Genomic DNA, 17,007 nt, shown 5'->3' with positions numbered 1-17,007 from the left:
GGAGACCAATCATCCTCTCACGCAAGGGCATAACGCTGGCGAGGACGGCCGGTGGAGCCGTACTGCAGGCCCATCGTGATAGTGCCGGCCCGTACCAGATCCGCGAGATAGCGCCGCGCGGTCGCGGGGGAGACGCCCACCAGTTGCGCGATCTCGTCTGCCAGTAGTGGTTCACCCGCCTCACGGAGCGCGTCCACGATCAGGCGCTCGGTCGGCGAGGCGCCATCGTCTTTCTTGGTGGCCGGGCGCTCGGACCGCAGCACCGAGACCGCCGAGTCCACCTGTTCCTGAGTCAAGTGCGGGCCATCGAGGATCCGCCGATACGCCGTGTATGCGGCCAGGCGCCGCGCCAACTCGGTGTTCGGAAACGGCTTGATCAGATAGTGGAGGGCGCCCGCGGCGAGCCCGGCCCGGATGCTGGCCGCATCGTCCGCGGCACCCAGGATGAAGGCGTCGCAGCGCAGGCTGCGCACCAGGTCGATGCCGGAGCCGTCCGGCAGGTAGACGTCGACCAGCGCCAGGTCCACCGGTGCCTGCGCGGCGTCGGCGCCGGCCACGATCGTCCTGGCTTCCGCGATGGTTCGCGCCGAGCCGACCGTGACCAATCCGAGCATCGAATCGACCACCGAGGCGTGCAACGCGGCGACCCGAAAGTCGTCGTCCACCACCAGGATTCGCAACTCACGCGTCATCGCCCAGCACACCTCCCGGAATCGTGGCCAGCACTGTGGTCGGCTCGCCGTCCGTGCCGCCGCGGGCCGCGATGGTGACATCCCCACCGTGTCCGCGCGCGACCTGCCGTGCGATGGCCAGGCCCATACCGCGCCCGCCCGGCACCGTCGGGTCGGATCGGGTGGTGACCCCTTCGAGGAAGGGGTCGTCGACAGCGAATCCGGGCCCGGTGTCGGTCACTACGATCACCAGATCATGTCCGTCGCGCAAGAGATCCAGCTCTACCGCCGGGACGTGTGCGTCCGGCGCTGCGTTCTCTGCCGCCGCGTCGATCGCGTTGTCGAGCAGATTCCCGACCACCGTGGTGGTGTCCACCGGGTGCGCGAGTGTGCCGACCAGCGCCGTCTCTTCGCCAACCCGCAGCACGACGCCCCGCTCGTGCGCACGAGCGGCCTTGGCGCCGACGAACGCCCGCAGATGTGGTTCGTCGAGCCGTTCCAGACCTGGCACGGGGGCCACGCCGGCTCGCCCGGTGATCTCGTCGAGGTAGCTCAGCGCCTCGGCGGTCCGGTCGTCGCGGAGCAGGCCTGCCACCACGTGCAGGCGGTTCGCCGACTCGTGGCGCTGGGCCCGCAACGCCGAGCTCATGGCCTGCACCGAGTCCAGTTCCCGGGTGAGCGCCTCGATGTCGGTGCGGTCCACGGCCGTCAGCACCGTGCCCAGATCGGTGCCGTCGCGGTGCACCCGCCGGGACGACACCAACACCACGCGTTCGTTGACGGCCGCGGCCACCGGCACCATCGTCGGCTCCGCTGCGACGGCGGCCACGCGGGGCGTCAGGCCCAGATCGCGCAGCGGCGTCCCCGGTGCGGCGGTGACACCGAGCAACTCCCGAGCCCGCTCGTTGATCACCCGGGCGATGCCTTTCGCATCGATCGCGATGACTCCCTCAGCGCCCGAATGCAATACCGCGTCCTGCTCGCGGATCAGCTCGGCCATCTCCTCGGGCTCCAGGCTCAGGGTCAGGCGGCGCCACCGCCTGGTCAACAGGGCCGAGCCGATCGCGCCCACCGTCAGTGCAATCGCCACCAACGTCACCATGAGCACCAGGGTGCGGTGGGTGGCCTGATTGACGGTATCCATCGCCACGCCGACACTGACCAGGCCCACGACCGCGCCGTCTGGACCGCGGATCGGTGCCTTGGCGCGGACCGAATCGCCGAGAGTGCCCTGCTGCACGGTCAGTTCGGACGCGCCACCGAGAACGGCGGACGGGTCGGTGCTCAGGGGCCGATCCAGCTGGGTCGGGTCTGGATGTGCGATGCGGTAGCCGGCGTCATCGGCGATCACCACGAACAGCACTCCGGTCCGGGCGGTGATGGCCGCGGCCTGCCGTTGCAGCGGGGCGGCGGCCAGCTCGGCGGCCGAAGCCGGGTGCCCGGCCCGACGCGCCGCGGATTGGGCGGCGGCACCGGCGTGGACCTCCTGATCCGAGGCCACCGTCTCGGCGATGGCCTGGGCGCGGCGCGCGAATTCGGTCCGGGTCTGCGTGTCGGTGCGGTGGATGATGATGCCGAAACCGGCGGCCAGGCTGGCGGTCACGATCACCATCTGCAGGATGAGGATCTGGGTGCGTAATCGGATCCTCGGCATGAGGGTCGAGGCTATCGCTGTCGACGACGGATCGGCCGCGGATCGGTGCGTCAGAGCGGTATCTGGCCGAGGGCGACGCCCACCACGAGCATCGTCAGCGAGACCACCGCCGCGCGCCACAACACCTTCTTGTGGTGATCGGCGAGCCCCACGCCGGCCAGCGCGACCAGCAGCAGGATCGCCGGGACCAGTGGGCTCTGCATATGGAACGGCTGTCCGGTGATCGAGGCCCGCGCCATCTCGGCCGCGCTGATCCCGTAGTGGCTCGCGGTCTCCGAGAGCACCGGCAGGACGCCGAAGTAGAAGGCGTCGTTGGACATCAGGAACGTGAACGGGATGGACAGCACACCGGTGATCACGCCGAGGTGCGGACCCATCGACTCGGGGATGATGCCGGTGACCCAGGTGGCCACCGCTTCCACCATGCCGGTGCCCTTGAACACTCCGGTCAATACCGCGGCGGCGAACACCATGCCCACCACCGACACGATCGACGACGAATGCCGGGTGATCGCGGCCTGCTGTTCGGCCACTTGCGGGAAGTTCACCATGAGGGCCACGGCGGCGGCGATCATGAAGAGCACCGGGATCGGCAGGATGTCCATGGTGAGCACCGCGAGCAGCGCGACGGTGACAATGGCGTTGAACCACAACAGCTTTGGTCGGGCGAACGCGCCGGAGATCGCGCCCGAGTCGTCGGCGGCGCCCTCGAATGCGTCGCCGCCGCCGAGGCCCGCCGGTTCCGGGCCGGCACCGACACCCGCCAGGACCCGCTCGCGAACCACGATCGAACCGATCCGCTTGCGTTCCAGCACTCCCAGGTGCCACGCGAAGGCCAGCACGATGAACATTCCGGCGATCAGCGACGGGATCATCGGGACGAACACCTCGGACGGAGAGATCTTCAGCGCGGCCGCCGCGCGGGCCGTCGGGCCGCCCCACGGCACGATGTTCATGGTGCCGTTCGCCAACCCGGCGACCACGGTGAGCACCACCGGGCTGACACCCAGCTTCAGATACAGCGGCAGAAGCGCGGAGACCGTGACGATGAACGTCGTCGAACCGTCACCGTCGAGCGAGACCACCGCGGCGAGCACCGCGGTGCCGACCACCAGTCGCGCCGGATCGTGGTCCACCACGCGGATCACGGTGCGGACGACCGGATCGAACAGCCCGACATCGATCATGATCCCGAAGAACACGATCGCGAAGAACAGCATCGCGGCGGTGGGCGCCAGGTCCTTGATGCCGTCGGTGATCATCTTCCCGATCCCGCTGCCCGCTCCCGCCAGCAGGCCGAAGGTCACGGGAACGGCGATCAGCGCCACGATGGGCGTGGCGCGTTTGGTCATGATGACGACCATGAAGGCGGCGACCATGGTCAGGCCGAGGGCAACCAACATCAGCTATCTCCTGAGGGTGTGACTGGAGCAATCTCAGAAGGGTCGCTGTAACCGGCATCACAATGCGAGCTTGTACGTATTAGTCGCGCTTTTGCGCGTTTCGCTCGGTGTTGTGTTGCCGGGTGACTAGCGCAGGGCGTGTCGGATCGCGGCGGCGACGCGGCTCACCGCATCGCGGGCTGCTGGGCTGATCTGGGTCATGGAGATGTACCCGTGCACCAGGCCGCTTTCTCGTAGCAGGCGGGTCGGGACGCCGAAGTCCTTGAGCCGCTGGGCGTATGCGATGCCCTCGTCCCGCAAGGTGTCGAAACCGGCGACGGTGACGAGCGTCGGCGGCACCCCGGAGAGGTCCTCCGCCAGAATCGGTGAGACCCGTGGGTCGGAGCCGTCATCGGCATCGGGGACGTACAGCTCGGACAGCCACGCGATCTGCTTGGCGGTCAGCGCGGGGTTGTCGGCGAACTCCGCACGCGAACGGTAGCTGCCCACGGCATCGACGACCGGATACATCAGCACTTGCATCCGGGGCAGCAATGCGTCGCCCTGGAGTTTGTTCGACAGCACCGCACAGAGATTCGCGCCGGCGCTGTCACCAAGCAGGACGATCCGCGCCGGATCGATGCCCCAGTCGGTGCAGCGGGCGACGGCGAAATGCCATGCGTCCCAGGCATCGTCGACAGCCGCCGGAAACGGCGCCTCCGGAGCGAGCCGATACTCGACCGACAGGACATTGACGCCGGCGCCGGCCGCGATGAGGCGGGCGGGGGAGTCGTAATCCTGGCGACTGCCGAGGACGAAACCGCCGCCGTGCAGGAACAGCACGAGCCCGTTGGAGCGCACCTTCGGGCGATACAGGCTGGCCCGAATACCGCTGGGGAGAACGATATCGGGGTCCACGTCCACCGTCACGTTCTCGGATTTGTCCGCGAAGACCCGGCAGTCGTTCGCCATGATGGCGCGCGCCTCGGCCACGGTGCCGTCACTGAAATCAGGCTCCTCGGCGGCGAAGCGCATCAGCAGTGCGATCTCCGGCGCCATCACGTCGCCGTCGGCGTTGACGGTCGGCGGGACGAGCCGGCGGAGGACGGCCTGCGGAGCCCGGCCCAGAGCCGTGAACAGGCTCCGCTGCATCAGCTCGGCCGCGGTCAGTCGGCGGTCCGGCGTCGTGGGTCCGGCAAGGGTCGCCGTCATGACGCGACTCGTCCGGACGCTGCCCGGTTGATCTCGGCCCGGCGATCCTCGTTTTGCGTGCCGCCGACGGCGAGTTCACGTTCCAGCCGCGAGTTGAAGCGCAGATTGTCGTCGATGATCGATCCCCGGTACATCTTCCGGTCTTCCAGGAACACGTTCCGCATCTGCCAGGGCATTCCGTCGCCCTGGCGCGGTAGCGCACGCTTGGCGCGTTGCATGTACCCGGCGTCCAAGTCGAGGATCGACCGCGTGCCGACGCCCTCTGCCGCATACGGCGCGACGGTGTCGTACCCATGGGTGTCCATGTACCGGAGCAGCTCGATGAGGCTCTTGCCGAGCAGCGAAATCTTCAGTGTCCAGGACGATTTGGTGTAGCCGATCGCCATCATCCAGTTCGGGATACCGGACAGCAGGGCACCGCGGTACACCACCGCGTCGGAAAGCTCGACCGGTCGGCCGTCGACGGTCAGGTCGATGCCGCCGAACAGCCGCAGGTTCAGCCCGGTCGCCGTGACGATGAGGTCGGCCGGCAGGTGCTCACCGGACTCGAGTTCGATGCCGGTCTTGGTGAAGCGGCGGATCCGGTCGGTCACCACCGACGCGCTGCCGTCGCGGATCGAGGCGAAGAAGTCGCCGTCGGGCGCGAGGCACAGGCGCTGGTCCCACGGGTCATACGGCGGGTTGAAGTGCCGGTCCACGTCGAATCCCGCCGGCAGTTGCTTCTTGTTCAGGTGGCGGATGACGCGCCGTGCGGTCTTCGGGAACGTGGTCATCAGTTCGACGACCACCCAGTCGAGCAACACGTTCTTCCATCGGGTCGCGAGGTAGCCGCGCCGCTCGCCGAGGAGCCGGGTGAGCTTGAGGCTCAGCGTGTCGACTCGTGGCAGCGACATGATGTACGTCGGCGTGCGCTGCAGCATGGTGGCGTGGTCGGCAGCGCCCTCGCCCTTGAGGAGCGACGGGATGAGCGTGATTGCGGTTGCGCCGCTGCCGATTACGACGACCTTCTTGCCGGAGTGGTCGTAGTCCTCGGGCCAGAACTGTGGGTGGATGATGTCGCCCTCGAAGTCGTCGCGACCCTCGAACTCCGGGGTGTACCCCTCGTCGTACCGGTAGTAGCCCGTGCCGGCGTAGACCCACCCCGCCTTGATCACCTCGTTGTGCACCGCACCGGTGGCATCGGTCACCTCGACAGTCAGGACCCATTCCGCGTCGTCGCTCGACCATGCGGCGGCCACGACGTGGTGGCGGTACCTGATGATCTTGTCGAGGCCGTACTCCTCGACGGTCTCCTTGAGGTAGTCCAGGATCAGCGGTGCGTCCGCGATCGCCTTCTCATCGCGCCAGCTCTTGAACTCGTATGCGAAGGTGTGCAGGTCCGAGTCGGACCGAATGCCGGGGTACCGGAACAGATCCCACGTCCCGCCGATGGCGGCGCGCCCCTCGAGCAGTGCGATCTTCTTCGCCGGGAACTCTTTGGTTAGATACGCCGCCGCGCCGATTCCCGAGATGCCGCCGCCGATGATGACGACGTCGTAGTACTCCGGGTTGGGTACTGGGATGCTCATCTGTCGTTTCCTTCCTGCGCCGGCACTGGCGCCTTGCGATGTGCCTCAGACTGCCGGGGCCGACGTGGTGCGCACCACACCGAAATGCAACAACCTGTATCCGGTAGCGGTGTGATTCGCACCGCGCAGAATTAGGTGTGTCCTCGGCTGAACCGACTGCGGTGCCGGCATCGGCCAACCGACCCCGGGTTGGTGGGACGGGCCGTACCATCGCATGCGCGTCCGGACAGATAGAGGTGCACCGCCATGACCACGTACCGCAGGATCGCTGCACTCGGCAGCTCCTATGCCGCCGGCCCAGGCATCCAACCGGTCGTCAACCGCGCTGCGATGCGTTCGGGCAACAACTACGCGCACGTATTGGCGCGTGCCCTCGGCGCCGAACTCACCGATCTGACGGTTTCGGGCGCGACGACGTCAACCGTCCTGGATACGCCGCAGCGCGTCGGACTCGTGAAGTTCGCGCCGCAGATTCTCTCGCTGCCCGTTGACGCCGACCTGGTACTGATAACGGCCGCCGGCAACGATCTGGAGTACCTGGGTTCTGCGGTCAAGCTGGGCGTCCATTTCACGCTGAATCGCTACACGCGCGGACTCCTGCAGCGGTGGATTCCCGCCGACGTTCCCACGGCGACCGTGGAGCAGCAGAACAAGGCCGCCGCGGGACTGGCCCGCATCGTGACCGAAACACGTTCGCGCGCACCGGAAGCACGTGTCATTCTCGTCGACTATCTCCCGATGGTCGGTGACATGACCGTGCCTTTCATGGATGTTCCGTTCGACAAAGCTGTCGTCGACGCTCTCGCGGCAATTCACGATCAGCTGTCGCGCGTATTCACCGACGTCGCAGAACAAACCGGAACCGATCTCGCGCAGGCATCCCGGTTCGGCCGCGGGCACGAGCTCGGTAGCCCTTCCCCGTGGATCCAGCCCCTGCAGCCTGTTCATCGCATCGCGAGTTCGTTTCACCCGACCGCAGACGGGATGAAAGCCGTTGCCACCGAACTACTGCGCATAATTGGTGAGCCTTCGAGATGACGCCGCGAGGCCGCCCCAAGGCCGATTGGCATCGGCGCCCCTCGGGGGGTGAGTAGGGCCGACGGTGCTTGGCCCGTCTGCTCGTACCCGAGGGGCGCCCGACGGTTATGCCGAGACTTCTGCGGGGCGGCCCAGTCGTTGGGCGATCTGCTCGGCGGTGTGCAGACCGGTCAGGATGGCGCCGTTCATGGTCCCGGCCCACTCGCCCGCGGTTTCCGTGCCCGCCCAGTGGATGCGCCCGTGCGGCGTGGTGAGGGCCTCGCCGTAGTTCACCGATGCAAAAGGCGGCGCGGCCGGATGCGGGCCACCCGGGGCGAAAGGTTCTGTGCCCCAACAGTGATCGATGTAGTCGATGGGGCTGCCGGCCTGCTCGCCGTACAGTTCGACCAACTGGTCGAGCACCAGTTTCCGCCGAACGTCCGGACCGAAGCCGTCGTACACCCGAGCGGTGCAGAAGACCATCAGGATGCCCGGCCCGCCATCGCCGGGGGACACGTCGAAGGTGATGAACACCGGCGCGGTATCGGTCAATGCCTCACCCGAAAGCCCCTCGGACCGCCAGAAGGGCTTGTCGTAGGCGACGAATGCCTTGCTCAGGGCACCCATCGGGAAGCTCGTCGTGAGCCCCTCGGTCTTGGCGGGCAGGGCGGGGTGGTACTCGATGTACGCCCGATGCTCAGGGGCCGCGGTGACGATGGCGTACTTGGCGCTGATCTCTCCCGAGTCGGTAAAGACCGTGACGCCGTTGTCGTCTTGGGAGATCTCGCGGACCTGGGTGTTCAGCACAATTCGGTCGCCGATCTGCGCCGCGAGCCGCTTGGCGATCTCCTGCGTGGTTTCGGTGACGCGGAACTCCTGCTGTCCGCCTTCGACGGCGAGCATGTGATCGAGCCCGCCCACGGCCTGGATGTAGCGCAACACATGCAGCAGTGACACGTCGAGCGGGCTGCAGCCCCACTGCACCCTGGTGACGATGAACATCAGGGCACGTGTGCTGGTCGCGGCCTGCTGCCGGTCCAACCATTCGCCGAACGAGATCGCGTCGAGCTGACCGGCGTCGGGGGATTTCCAGGCGGCGTTGACGTCGATGGTGTCCAGCAATGTGGTCAGCTCCATCAGGATGCGGCCCAGGTCCTCGGCGTCCACCGGTCCGGTCGTCGGCAGGGTGCCGGTGTAGGTCTGGCGTTCCCCGGCCATCCAGAGAACGTTGAGCCCTTCATCGAACTGAGGGGTCAGCGAACATCCCAAGCGCTCCATCAGGTCACGGATTGCGTTGTGGCGCTGGGCAACCCAGGTTGCACCCAGGTCGACCTTGACACCGGCCACTTCCCCTGAGTACGAACGGCCACCGACCCGGTCACGGCCTTCTACGACGAGAACTGATACACCCTGACTGGAGAGCCGATCCGCGGCGCTCAGGCCGGCGAAGCCCGCACCGACAATCACGACGTCGACCGATGCGACTTCGGCGTCGCCCTCAGGTGATTTCGACAAGGTCTGCTCTTTCACGGTTTCCTCCATCGCACTCGCGGTTGAATGACGCGAGATGCAGCGGGCGGCAGTGTCGGTCAGCACCTGCGCAATGATGAACTGCCGCCCGCAGCGGATCACCCTGGCAATCTCCGCATCTCGCTACTGACAGGTTCAGTGTCGCCAGCGATGATTCGACGTGGCCACGACAACGGCCACCGACTTCCGTCGTGCAGGGGTGCACCGTGCACCCCTGATCATCGGCGAGAGGGCGATGTGACGGCTCTGTTGGGGTCGGTCGGTGGAGGTGGTGAGGTGAAGGGCGGAGCCTCCGGCGGTAACAGGCCTTTCTCTGTGGGTTGGACGGGGGAGGTGCTCGTGGGCGCCGTCGAGCTGGGCGCCCGTTGGTCTTCGTTGCCGCAGTCCGCGGTAAACAAGCCGATGACGAGAAGAACTGCCGCGGTCCGGATCGAGACCGAGTTGAGTACGGTGGCCATCGTTATTGCGCAGACTGCTGAGTGGGCGCGGGCTGGGCGGGCGGCTCAAGTTGCGGGTAGCTCGGCGGGGCCGCATTTGTCGCCTCGCCGGTGGGCACCCCCGTCTTCGGTGGTGTCCCGGTGGGACTTTCCAACAGGGGCTGCGGCCACGGCCCCGCATTGGAGACCATGCCCGGTAGCGTGCCGGTGTCGGACTGTAGGAGGGCCGAGGTGCTGTCGGGTGGCACGATGCCACCCTGCACTCCGTAGCGCATGTTGGTGTAGTTCAGGATGAACGACTGATTGGGCGCTGACGGACCGGGCTTGCTATTAGGCAGACTCACGCTGGTCTGCGTGGGATCCGCGGTGGGCCCGCTGGTTCGCACCCCGCGGGTGTCGGTCATGTGCGGGGGATAGGTGTATGCGCCCGTGCCGAATTCGTAGGTATATGCCCCGGGATAGGGGGCGGTAGGCGTTCCCGGGAGAAACGGCAGAATCGGGTCCGCGCTCGCGACAGCGCTGCAGACTGAACCCATCGTGAAAATCATCGCACTGCCCGCGACGAATCGACCGACTCGGAGTTGTGACACAGAGCTCTCCTTTCTCGTGGGACGTCAGATCTTGATCGGGTCGCCGTAGATGGCGTACGAGAAGTGGCTGGCCGCAGTCGAAATGCGCAAGTATGCGTATGAGCGGATGTTGACGTCGCCGCCACAGGCATCGGCTTTGATGTGCAGATTGTCAACGCCCAGAGACGCGGTGTTGCCCGGGCTCAGCGCCATGTTGGTCATCGGCAGATCGACGATGACGCCAGGCTGGACAATGGTTTCCAGGAAGCCCGCAGCGCCGATGGTGCCGCCGACGCCGGACGGTACGCCCGCTGAACCGGCAACGCCGCCGGTGCCGCCCATGACCAAACCTGCCGAAACGTCCGATTGGCAACCCAATTGATAGCCGAGGATGAAGAGGCTGTCCTGGATCGGATTTCCACCACCGGTCGCCGTTGCGGTCGCGGTGGCAGTGACAAATGCTTCACGCGAGTTGGCCGCCGCCGCGAGATTGGGAACAGAGTTCACGACCTCGTTCTTGATCTGCAGATTCAGATGCCAGCCGTCCGGGGACACCTTGTCGTAGACCTGCGGAGCCATGTCGACCGGCGCGGCATGTACTGCCGGTGCCATGCACAGGCTCGCCACCGACGCAGCCACTGCCGCAGCGGCAAGGACGGGAGAGGGTGCAACCTTCAATCTCATTGTTTTCCTTTCATTTTGGTGTGTCGTCTTCATCCGAGGCTGTGCCGGAGGTCTTTTCGATAACTCGAGGTTGTGCCCGCGTCCGCGGCGACGTTGTGGGCATACAGCGCGCGGTAGGCGCGAAGGTAGATGACCCCCTGGGCGCCCCACGTCGCCAGCGCAGCGGTGTAGAAGAACGTGCGGTTGTGGTCGTCGAAGGGGAGCGGGCAGAAGTCATAGGTGATCGCGATGGCCGTCGCGGCAGCAGTGACCAAACCTGTTGCGACTGCGATCTTTCGGGCGCCGGCGTCCCAGACCTTCTTGGCGAAGTAAGCCAGGAATGCTGTCGTCAGCAGATTGGCCACCAGGTAGAACGTTGCCGGTCCGACGTGGAGTGTCTCGTCGTGGAACTTCTTCAGGAACATCGCGGCGACGGCGGCCAGTCCGAAGACGCCGACCTCGACAGCGACTGTCGGCTTGTACCGATGGGTGACCGCCATCAGGCCCATGACGAGGATCAGCGTGAAACCGACCGACCGGGAGAACGCGTCGAGGAAGAAGGAGACGTCGAAGGCGATCCCGCCCTCCGCGGCGCCGAGCAGCGACCCGACGAGGAAGTTGGTGGCAGAAATTCCAACGATCAAGGATTCCAGGCCGAGAAGGTAGTTGCCGTAGTCGCGGATGAACTTCCATCCGATGTAGTAGCCGACGGCCGCCAGCCATACCGCGGCTGCCAGGAACACAAGGTCCGTCATGGTGGTGATTCCTCTCGAAGTGCGGTTGATGGCGGGACGCCGCCAAGTGGCGGGAGGGGTTTCCCGCCGTTGCTCGTCAGGTGGTGCACTACTGTCGCGGTCTGGTGAGCTGGGTCACAACGACGGTGCTCACCTCTTTTGGGGCGGGAGCGGTGCATGGTGCACATATCTGAATTCCCGCTGTGTGGCCCACTCTGGTTAGTGGCCGCCCAAGAGCTCAGGGGGCAGTTTCGTGGCGCTGTAGTCGGTCGAACCAGCGAAGTGCCGGCATCGCGATGAGGGTCGCCGCGGCCAGAGTGAGGAAAGCGGTCGCGGGATGCGTGACGAGCAATCCGACGGCGGTGGCGATGACGACGCCGCCCAGATTGCCGGCCATCCAGATGAGTCCCGCCGCGGTGCTCTCGGCATCGGGAGCGTGGCGCTCACTCAAGGCGAGCACGATGGGCAGCGCCGGCAGTAGCACGAAGCCCACCCCGATCAGGGTGAGGAAGGCCATCGTCGTACTGGGTGCCAGCGCCAGGTGTAGGCACGCCACCGCGGTGAAACCGATTCCGACGCCCATGATCTGGACTTCCCGGCGGTGCCGGTCGGCCCACACCGGTACGACGGCGCAGCCGATGACCCCGGCAATCATGGTGACGGCCAAAACGAGGCCGGCGGTCGATTCTGAGACACCCGAGGGCTCGAGCAGTGGCTGTACGAAGGTGGCGAGTGCGATGAACGTGCCCATCGGGATGGCGACGACCGCGCACAAGCGCCGCAGATAGCGGTTGCCGAATGCGGTGCGGAAGGCCCGAAGTCCTCCAGTCGTGCGAATGGACTCTGGACCGCCCAGTGGCTGTGCGAAGCGAAGCGCCGCCAGGAGACACAGCCCGGCGTCCAGGGCGAGCAGTGCAGTGATGACGGTCAAGGTGTGGATGTGGTTTTCGCCCGGGAGGCACGCGCCGAGCAGATATCCCACGACCATCCCACCGAACGTGGCGGAGGACGCGGCGGCGATGCCGGTGGCGCGGTCCTTTACGGCGAGGTAGCTGACGGCGAGGCCGGGGATCGCGTTGAGGACGAAGGGCTGACCCACCGCTGCGACCATTTGTCCGATCAGCGTCCAGGTGAAGTCACCGGCGACCAGCCGCAGGAACGCGCCGGCCGCGGTGAGTACCGCGCCTGCGATGAGGGCCGGGCGGAAGAACCGATCGAGTGCCAGGCCTGCGGGTATGGCGAGCAGCACGTAGATCAGCGGGAAAACCTGTGACAGCCAACCGATTGCGGCGATTGACACGCCGAAATGCCGGGCCGCGTCGCCGGTCACGGGCGCGTAGTTCACCACGAGTGCCTGCGTGGCGGCGGCCAGGAGCCCGTACGCGGCGAAGACCGACCACCGGCTCTTCACGTGCGCCTCGACGCGGGAGCTTTCGCGCGTGTCCTGGATGCCGTTGCGGCTCACCCGTTCTTCCGGGACACCCGTGGGCCATGCGGCATGAGCATGAAACATATTGCGCTGTTTGGTATTACGTCGAATCAAGACCCACGCGACGGCACCTGCGGCAGCGGCACGCGTGGCCGCCAACTCGGGCAGACTCATCTGCTGTCCTTTTGTTGATCAAATCCGGATTGCGCCCGACTACGTCGGCGGACTACGGGAGGTGTGACCGAACGAATATTCGTTCGTATGAGTGACGTAGGTTACTGCCGCGCGAAAGTCGTGTCAACGGTTGGTTGGTTTCGTCGTCCGCGGCTCTCCGAATCATTCACGAATAGCATTCGCGCCCTTGAGATTTAGGCGTGCAGTGATGATTCGCCACGCAGAGATGGCTGGCTGGCGGCCCGATGCTCGGACGGCGCAGTGGATGGGGACCGCCCCGGGTAGCAGACCGGGTGGCGAGACGGTGACCCGCCGCTGTTAGGAGTGGTTCGGTCCGAGCCCGACGAGCATGGCGCGTACCAGCTGCCAATGCAGGTCGGCCAGTTCTTCGGGGTCGCGCGCACCGTCTGCCGGGAACCAGTTCGCGACACGATCGCACATCGCGATGATCGCCATGGAGGCGACGGTGACCTTGGTTTCCGACACGTCGGGCGCGAAGGCTGTCACGCGATCGCGCACCAGATTCAGGTGGGCGCTCTGCAGGGCCAGCAATCTGTCGTAGTCGCCGGTCGACAAGAACTGGCCGGCGGAGGCGGTGTAGAGAACGAGATCCGCCACGCGGGCGATGTGCATGTTGTGCATTTGGTAAAGCACGTGCTGTCGTACCGTCTCGCGCAGGTCTGCTTCGGGATCGACACCGTCGACATGCGTTGAGTTTTCCAGGAAGTCGGCCAGCACCCGGGAGACCGCCTCGGTGAGGATTGCCTCCTTCGACGGAAAGTGGCTGTAGAGTCCGGGTGCTTTGATGCCGGCGACGGCCGCGACTTCCCGGACTGTGAACGCACCGAATCCGTGATCGGCGACGTTGGTGATGGCCGCTGCCAGGATGCGTTCGCGCATGACATCCAGATCGAAGACCCGGCCGAGGTTGGCAATGTCGGCTGAGCGGTCGAGTTCCGAAGCGCTCGAGGCGGGCCGAGCCGAGGTTCCTCGTGCGGCGGTCATCTTTCCTCCTGTTGGCAGCTGAGTCCAAGGTTACGGCGCTCGAGTGCGTACCCGGCTCAACGGTGTGCCCGGTGTCGCCGGTCTGTGTGCCGAGCGGATCTTCGCCTGCAGCTGCGGTTGTCGGGGTGTCGTGGCCGGGCTGTCGGCAATTGACTCTGCGTCACCTATTGACGGAAGCCACGGCCAACGCTAGCTTAACGAATGTTCGTTCGTGCAGGTACTGATGGTGAACCTGCGATATTGGAAGAGGTTCGACATGGTGTCAGTGGGTATTGCCGGACTGGGGCAGATGGGGAGCGCCGCGCTGCGGATCCTTCTCGAGCAACTCCCGGATGCGCAGTTCCTGGCGATGGATCGGGCGCCCGAAGCTGTCCAGCGTGCCGAGTCGCTGGATCCGGCGCGCGTCCGGGGGCGCGTCGTCGACGTCACCGCGGAGTCGGTGGACCTCAAAGGTGTCGACGTGGTGCTCAACCTTTCCGGACCGTTCTTCGCCGGATCCGACGGCCTCGCCCAGGCCGCGCTGCGGTCAGGCACGACCTATATCGATATCGGTGACGACCTCGAGGCGACCGAAACCGTCCTGGCCCTGGACGCCGAGGCCCAGCGCGCCGGCGTCGCGCTCATCAGCGGTGCCGGCTGGTCGCCCGGGGTGTCCAACTGGTGCGCTGCCCGCCTGCTCGACGAATTTCCCGACAGCGACGGCGTCCAGGTGGTGTGGGCAACACACGAGCGCGACCCCGGCGGACTGGCTCCGCTGCGCCACATGCTCCACATGGCGGTGACGCCGTGCCCGGTGTGGCGGGACGGACAGTGGGTGCAGTCGCCCGGCTTTGTTCCGGAAACCGCGGGTACCTTCACCTTTCCCGAGCCACTCGGTGTCATCGATGCCTTCGACACGGCGCACCCGGAACCGCGAACCCTCAGCAGATTCTTCCCGCAGTTGCGCAACGCGAGTTGTAAGGGATCGCTGCGGCCCGACTGGGCCAACGCGGCGTTTTCGACGTTGGGTCGCATCGGATTCGGTCACAATGACGTCCTGGTGGACATCGCCGGTCACGATGTCGAGCCGGCCGAGTTCCTCTGGAAGCTGATGTGGGCCCGCCACCAGGCCGCTTCCGCGCCGAAGGCCGGTAAAGCGTTGACGGCGTTGCTGATTCAAGTTCTCGACGGCGCTCGGGTCCAGGGGGCGCTCGCACTCGTCGACGACGCGCCGATGTCCCGTGGTACCGGCCTCGGCGCCGCTGTTGCCGCACTCGCCGCGCTGCGCGAATGCCCGCCGCCGGGGGCGTGGGGACCGGAGGTCCTCCCGTGGCAGTTCGCGCTCAGAGAGTTCGAGCGCATCGGACGATCGCTGGGCGGGTTCGGGCCGGGTATCCAGACTCTGACCGAAGTACGCCGATGATCCGCTCACCGCAGACCGGACACACCAGCCTGTCGGGCGCCGTTGCGCACTGGGCCGACACGCGGCCGAATGCCATCGCACTACGTTGCGGGGAAACGACTCTGACGTGGTCGGAACTCGATGACGCGATGACGCGCTTCGGCGTCCTACTCCTCGATCGCGGTGTGCGCATGGGTGATCGCGTTGTGCTGCTCGGCGAAAACTGCCTGGAATGGGTTGTCGCGTTTCTCGGATGTCAGCGCGCGCACGTGATCGTCGTCCCGATGAATACCCGTCTCGCGCAGAGTCAGGTCGTCGCGCAGATCGCGAAGGTCGATGCCAAGTTGGTGCTTCACGATGCCGGCCTCGGGGGAACCGATCTCGCCACCCGGACCGGTGCACAGTACCTGGAGCTGTCGGAGCTTCTGCGCGAGACAAGCCGCAGCAGTCTCGAATCGGTTGCCGCAAGCGACCATTCAGATGGGGGCGAGATCCCCGCCCTCATCAGCTTCACCTCAGGTACCACCGGGATTCCCAAGGGTGCGGTCATCAGCAGCGCCGCGATGGCCGAGCTGGCATACGCGTTCTCGGATTACTTCGAAACGGGACCGGACGACAGCACCTTGATCGTCGTACCCATCTTTCACAACACGGGCTTCGCGGATCAATTGGCGCACATGGTCGCATCCGGAGGGACGATCAGTCTCCTGCGGCGCTATCGGACCGGCGACGCGGCAACAGAACTGATGGCGCACCCGGTCACGTTCCTCGCAGCGGTGCCGAGCATGCTGAGAATGCTGATGCTGCACGACGAGGCCGACGCGATCTTCAGCGGCGTCCGCGCAATCATGTACGGCGGCAGCGCCATGCCCGAGGCCTGGGTGCAGGAGCTGCAGCAGCGGTGGCCGCATCTCAAGCTGGTGCACGCGTACGGGCTGAGCGAGTTCACGTCGGTGTGCACGTTCCTGCCCAGCGATCTGGCGGCGACGAAAGCCGAGTCCGTGGGACTGCCGTTGCCCGGCGTCCAATTACGCATCGTCGACGAGTCGGGCGATGACGTGGCGCCCGGCGGGTTGGGCGAAGTGTGGCTGAGTGGGCCGACGCGCATGCTCGGTTACTGGGACGAGCCGCGGCTGACGGCGGAGAAGATGACCGGGCAGTGGCTGCGCACTGGCGATGTCGGCCGGATCGACGGCGACGGCCTGCTGTGGCTGCACGGCCGGGCAGACGACGTCATCAACCGCGGCGGCGAGAAGATCATGCCGACATTCGTCGAGTCCCACATCGCTCGCCACGAAACCGTCGCGGCCGCATGCGCTTTCGGGTACGCCGACGACATTCTCCAGCAGCGTGTCGCGGTCGCCATCGAGACGCGCGCCGGCGCGGCGTTCGATGAGCAGGAACTCGTCGGGTTTCTGCGCACTTGCCTGCCCGACTATGCGATTCCCGACCGTTGGGTCGTGTACGACGCGCTTCCCCTCAACGCCTCCGGCAAGTTCGATCGCAAGGCCCTGCGTGCGGACTTCGAAGCAGCACTTCAACCGAAATCAATTGAGCACGAACAGGAGTCAGCGAAATGAA

14 protein-coding genes are annotated in these 17,007 nt (G+C 66.1%); 3 read left to right on the top strand and 11 right to left on the bottom strand.

Going from position 1 to position 17,007, the window contains the following annotated elements; genetic code table 11:
* Positions 1-17 precede the first annotated feature (17 nt).
* From VXD91_RS26430 to VXD91_RS26410, 5 genes are all read right to left on the bottom strand, one after another.
* The gene (locus VXD91_RS26430; RefSeq protein ID WP_346416772.1) at positions 18-692 is read right to left on the bottom strand and encodes a response regulator; all 675 of its coding nucleotides are present in this window, start codon (positions 690-692) and stop codon (positions 18-20) included.
* Positions 682-2,325: an ATP-binding protein gene (locus VXD91_RS26425; protein WP_346416771.1), complete on the bottom strand. Its 1,644-nt coding sequence runs from the start codon at positions 2,323-2,325 to the stop codon at positions 682-684. Before VXD91_RS26425 ends, VXD91_RS26430 begins: the two co-directional genes overlap by 11 nt.
* A gap of 50 nt (positions 2,326-2,375) precedes the next feature.
* On the bottom strand, positions 2,376-3,728 hold the full coding sequence (locus VXD91_RS26420) for a citrate:proton symporter (protein WP_318986110.1): 1,353 nt from the start codon (positions 3,726-3,728) through the stop codon (positions 2,376-2,378).
* Positions 3,729-3,854: 126 nt separating this feature from the next.
* Positions 3,855-4,919, bottom strand: coding sequence for an alpha/beta hydrolase (locus VXD91_RS26415; protein ID WP_212813735.1), 1,065 nt, complete (start codon positions 4,917-4,919; stop codon positions 3,855-3,857).
* Positions 4,916-6,487 carry an NAD(P)/FAD-dependent oxidoreductase gene (locus tag VXD91_RS26410; RefSeq protein WP_212813737.1) on the bottom strand — a complete coding sequence of 524 codons (1,572 nt, stop codon included), beginning with the start codon at positions 6,485-6,487 and terminating at the stop codon, positions 4,916-4,918. Before VXD91_RS26410 ends, VXD91_RS26415 begins: the two co-directional genes overlap by 4 nt.
* Before the next feature lie 246 nt (positions 6,488-6,733).
* Between VXD91_RS26410 and VXD91_RS26405 the strand changes: the two genes are divergently transcribed.
* A complete protein-coding gene (locus VXD91_RS26405; protein WP_212813740.1) occupies positions 6,734-7,525 on the top strand; it encodes an SGNH/GDSL hydrolase family protein in 792 nt (263 codons plus the stop codon).
* Positions 7,526-7,630: 105 nt separating this feature from the next.
* Here the strand turns inward: VXD91_RS26405 and VXD91_RS26400 are convergent, their stop codons facing one another.
* From VXD91_RS26400 to VXD91_RS26375, 6 genes are all read right to left on the bottom strand, one after another.
* A complete protein-coding gene (locus VXD91_RS26400; protein ID WP_212814736.1) occupies positions 7,631-9,019 on the bottom strand; it encodes a flavin monoamine oxidase family protein in 1,389 nt (462 codons plus the stop codon).
* 475 nt (positions 9,020-9,494) lie between these two features.
* Positions 9,495-9,875 carry a hypothetical protein gene (locus VXD91_RS26395; RefSeq protein WP_212813742.1) on the bottom strand — a complete coding sequence of 127 codons (381 nt, stop codon included), beginning with the start codon at positions 9,873-9,875 and terminating at the stop codon, positions 9,495-9,497.
* A 210-nt stretch (positions 9,876-10,085) separates the two neighbouring features.
* Entirely contained in the window at positions 10,086-10,652 is a 567-nt protein-coding gene (locus tag VXD91_RS26390; protein ID WP_234880711.1) for an MspA family porin, read from the bottom strand.
* A 101-nt stretch (positions 10,653-10,753) separates the two neighbouring features.
* Complete coding sequence (locus VXD91_RS26385; protein WP_212813744.1) at positions 10,754-11,458, bottom strand: transporter; 705 nt, start codon at positions 11,456-11,458, stop codon at positions 10,754-10,756.
* 217 nt (positions 11,459-11,675) lie between these two features.
* A complete protein-coding gene (locus tag VXD91_RS26380) occupies positions 11,676-12,950 on the bottom strand; it encodes an MFS transporter (protein ID WP_212814737.1) in 1,275 nt (424 codons plus the stop codon).
* Between the two features lie 408 nt (positions 12,951-13,358).
* Entirely contained in the window at positions 13,359-14,045 is a 687-nt protein-coding gene (locus VXD91_RS26375; protein ID WP_212813746.1) for a TetR/AcrR family transcriptional regulator, read from the bottom strand.
* A gap of 256 nt (positions 14,046-14,301) precedes the next feature.
* On the opposite strand from VXD91_RS26375, the gene VXD91_RS26370 reads away from it, so the two are divergent.
* Both VXD91_RS26370 and VXD91_RS26365 read left to right on the top strand, forming a co-directional pair.
* Complete coding sequence (locus VXD91_RS26370; protein ID WP_212813748.1) at positions 14,302-15,447, top strand: saccharopine dehydrogenase NADP-binding domain-containing protein; 1,146 nt, start codon at positions 14,302-14,304, stop codon at positions 15,445-15,447.
* Positions 15,444-17,006 (top strand): class I adenylate-forming enzyme family protein, encoded by a 1,563-nt coding sequence (locus tag VXD91_RS26365; RefSeq protein ID WP_212813750.1) that lies wholly within the window; start codon positions 15,444-15,446, stop codon positions 17,004-17,006. The genes VXD91_RS26370 and VXD91_RS26365 overlap by 4 nt, the downstream gene beginning before the upstream one ends.
* The last annotated feature ends 1 nt before the right edge of the window (position 17,007 follow it).

It is taken from the genome of Mycobacterium sp. SM3041 (genome assembly GCF_039668335.1).
Classification (GTDB): Bacteria; Actinomycetota; Actinomycetes; order Mycobacteriales; family Mycobacteriaceae; genus Mycobacterium.
This window is presented reverse-complemented; position numbering and strand designations above follow the sequence as displayed.

Bases quoted from the DNA above. Each gene is read 5' to 3' on its own strand.
- VXD91_RS26430 (WP_346416772.1), bottom strand. From the start codon at position 692: ATGACGCGTGAGTTGCGAATCCTGGTGGTGGACGACGACTTTCGGGTC.
- VXD91_RS26425 (WP_346416771.1), bottom strand. From the start codon at position 2,325: ATGCCGAGGATCCGATTACGCACCCAGATCCTCATCCTGCAGATGGTG.
- VXD91_RS26420 (WP_318986110.1), bottom strand. From the start codon at position 3,728: ATGTTGGTTGCCCTCGGCCTGACCATGGTCGCCGCCTTCATGGTCGTC.
- VXD91_RS26415 (WP_212813735.1), bottom strand. From the start codon at position 4,919: ATGACGGCGACCCTTGCCGGACCCACGACGCCGGACCGCCGACTGACC.
- VXD91_RS26410 (WP_212813737.1), bottom strand. From the start codon at position 6,487: ATGAGCATCCCAGTACCCAACCCGGAGTACTACGACGTCGTCATCATC.
- VXD91_RS26405 (WP_212813740.1), top strand. From the start codon at position 6,734: ATGACCACGTACCGCAGGATCGCTGCACTCGGCAGCTCCTATGCCGCC.
- VXD91_RS26395 (WP_212813742.1), bottom strand. From the start codon at position 9,875: ATGACCGACACCCGCGGGGTGCGAACCAGCGGGCCCACCGCGGATCCC.
- VXD91_RS26390 (WP_234880711.1), bottom strand. From the start codon at position 10,652: ATGGCACCGGCAGTACATGCCGCGCCGGTCGACATGGCTCCGCAGGTC.
- VXD91_RS26385 (WP_212813744.1), bottom strand. From the start codon at position 11,458: ATGACGGACCTTGTGTTCCTGGCAGCCGCGGTATGGCTGGCGGCCGTC.
- VXD91_RS26380 (WP_212814737.1), bottom strand. From the start codon at position 12,950: ATGTTTCATGCTCATGCCGCATGGCCCACGGGTGTCCCGGAAGAACGG.
- VXD91_RS26375 (WP_212813746.1), bottom strand. From the start codon at position 14,045: ATGACCGCCGCACGAGGAACCTCGGCTCGGCCCGCCTCGAGCGCTTCG.
- VXD91_RS26370 (WP_212813748.1), top strand. From the start codon at position 14,302: ATGGTGTCAGTGGGTATTGCCGGACTGGGGCAGATGGGGAGCGCCGCG.
- VXD91_RS26365 (WP_212813750.1), top strand. From the start codon at position 15,444: ATGATCCGCTCACCGCAGACCGGACACACCAGCCTGTCGGGCGCCGTT.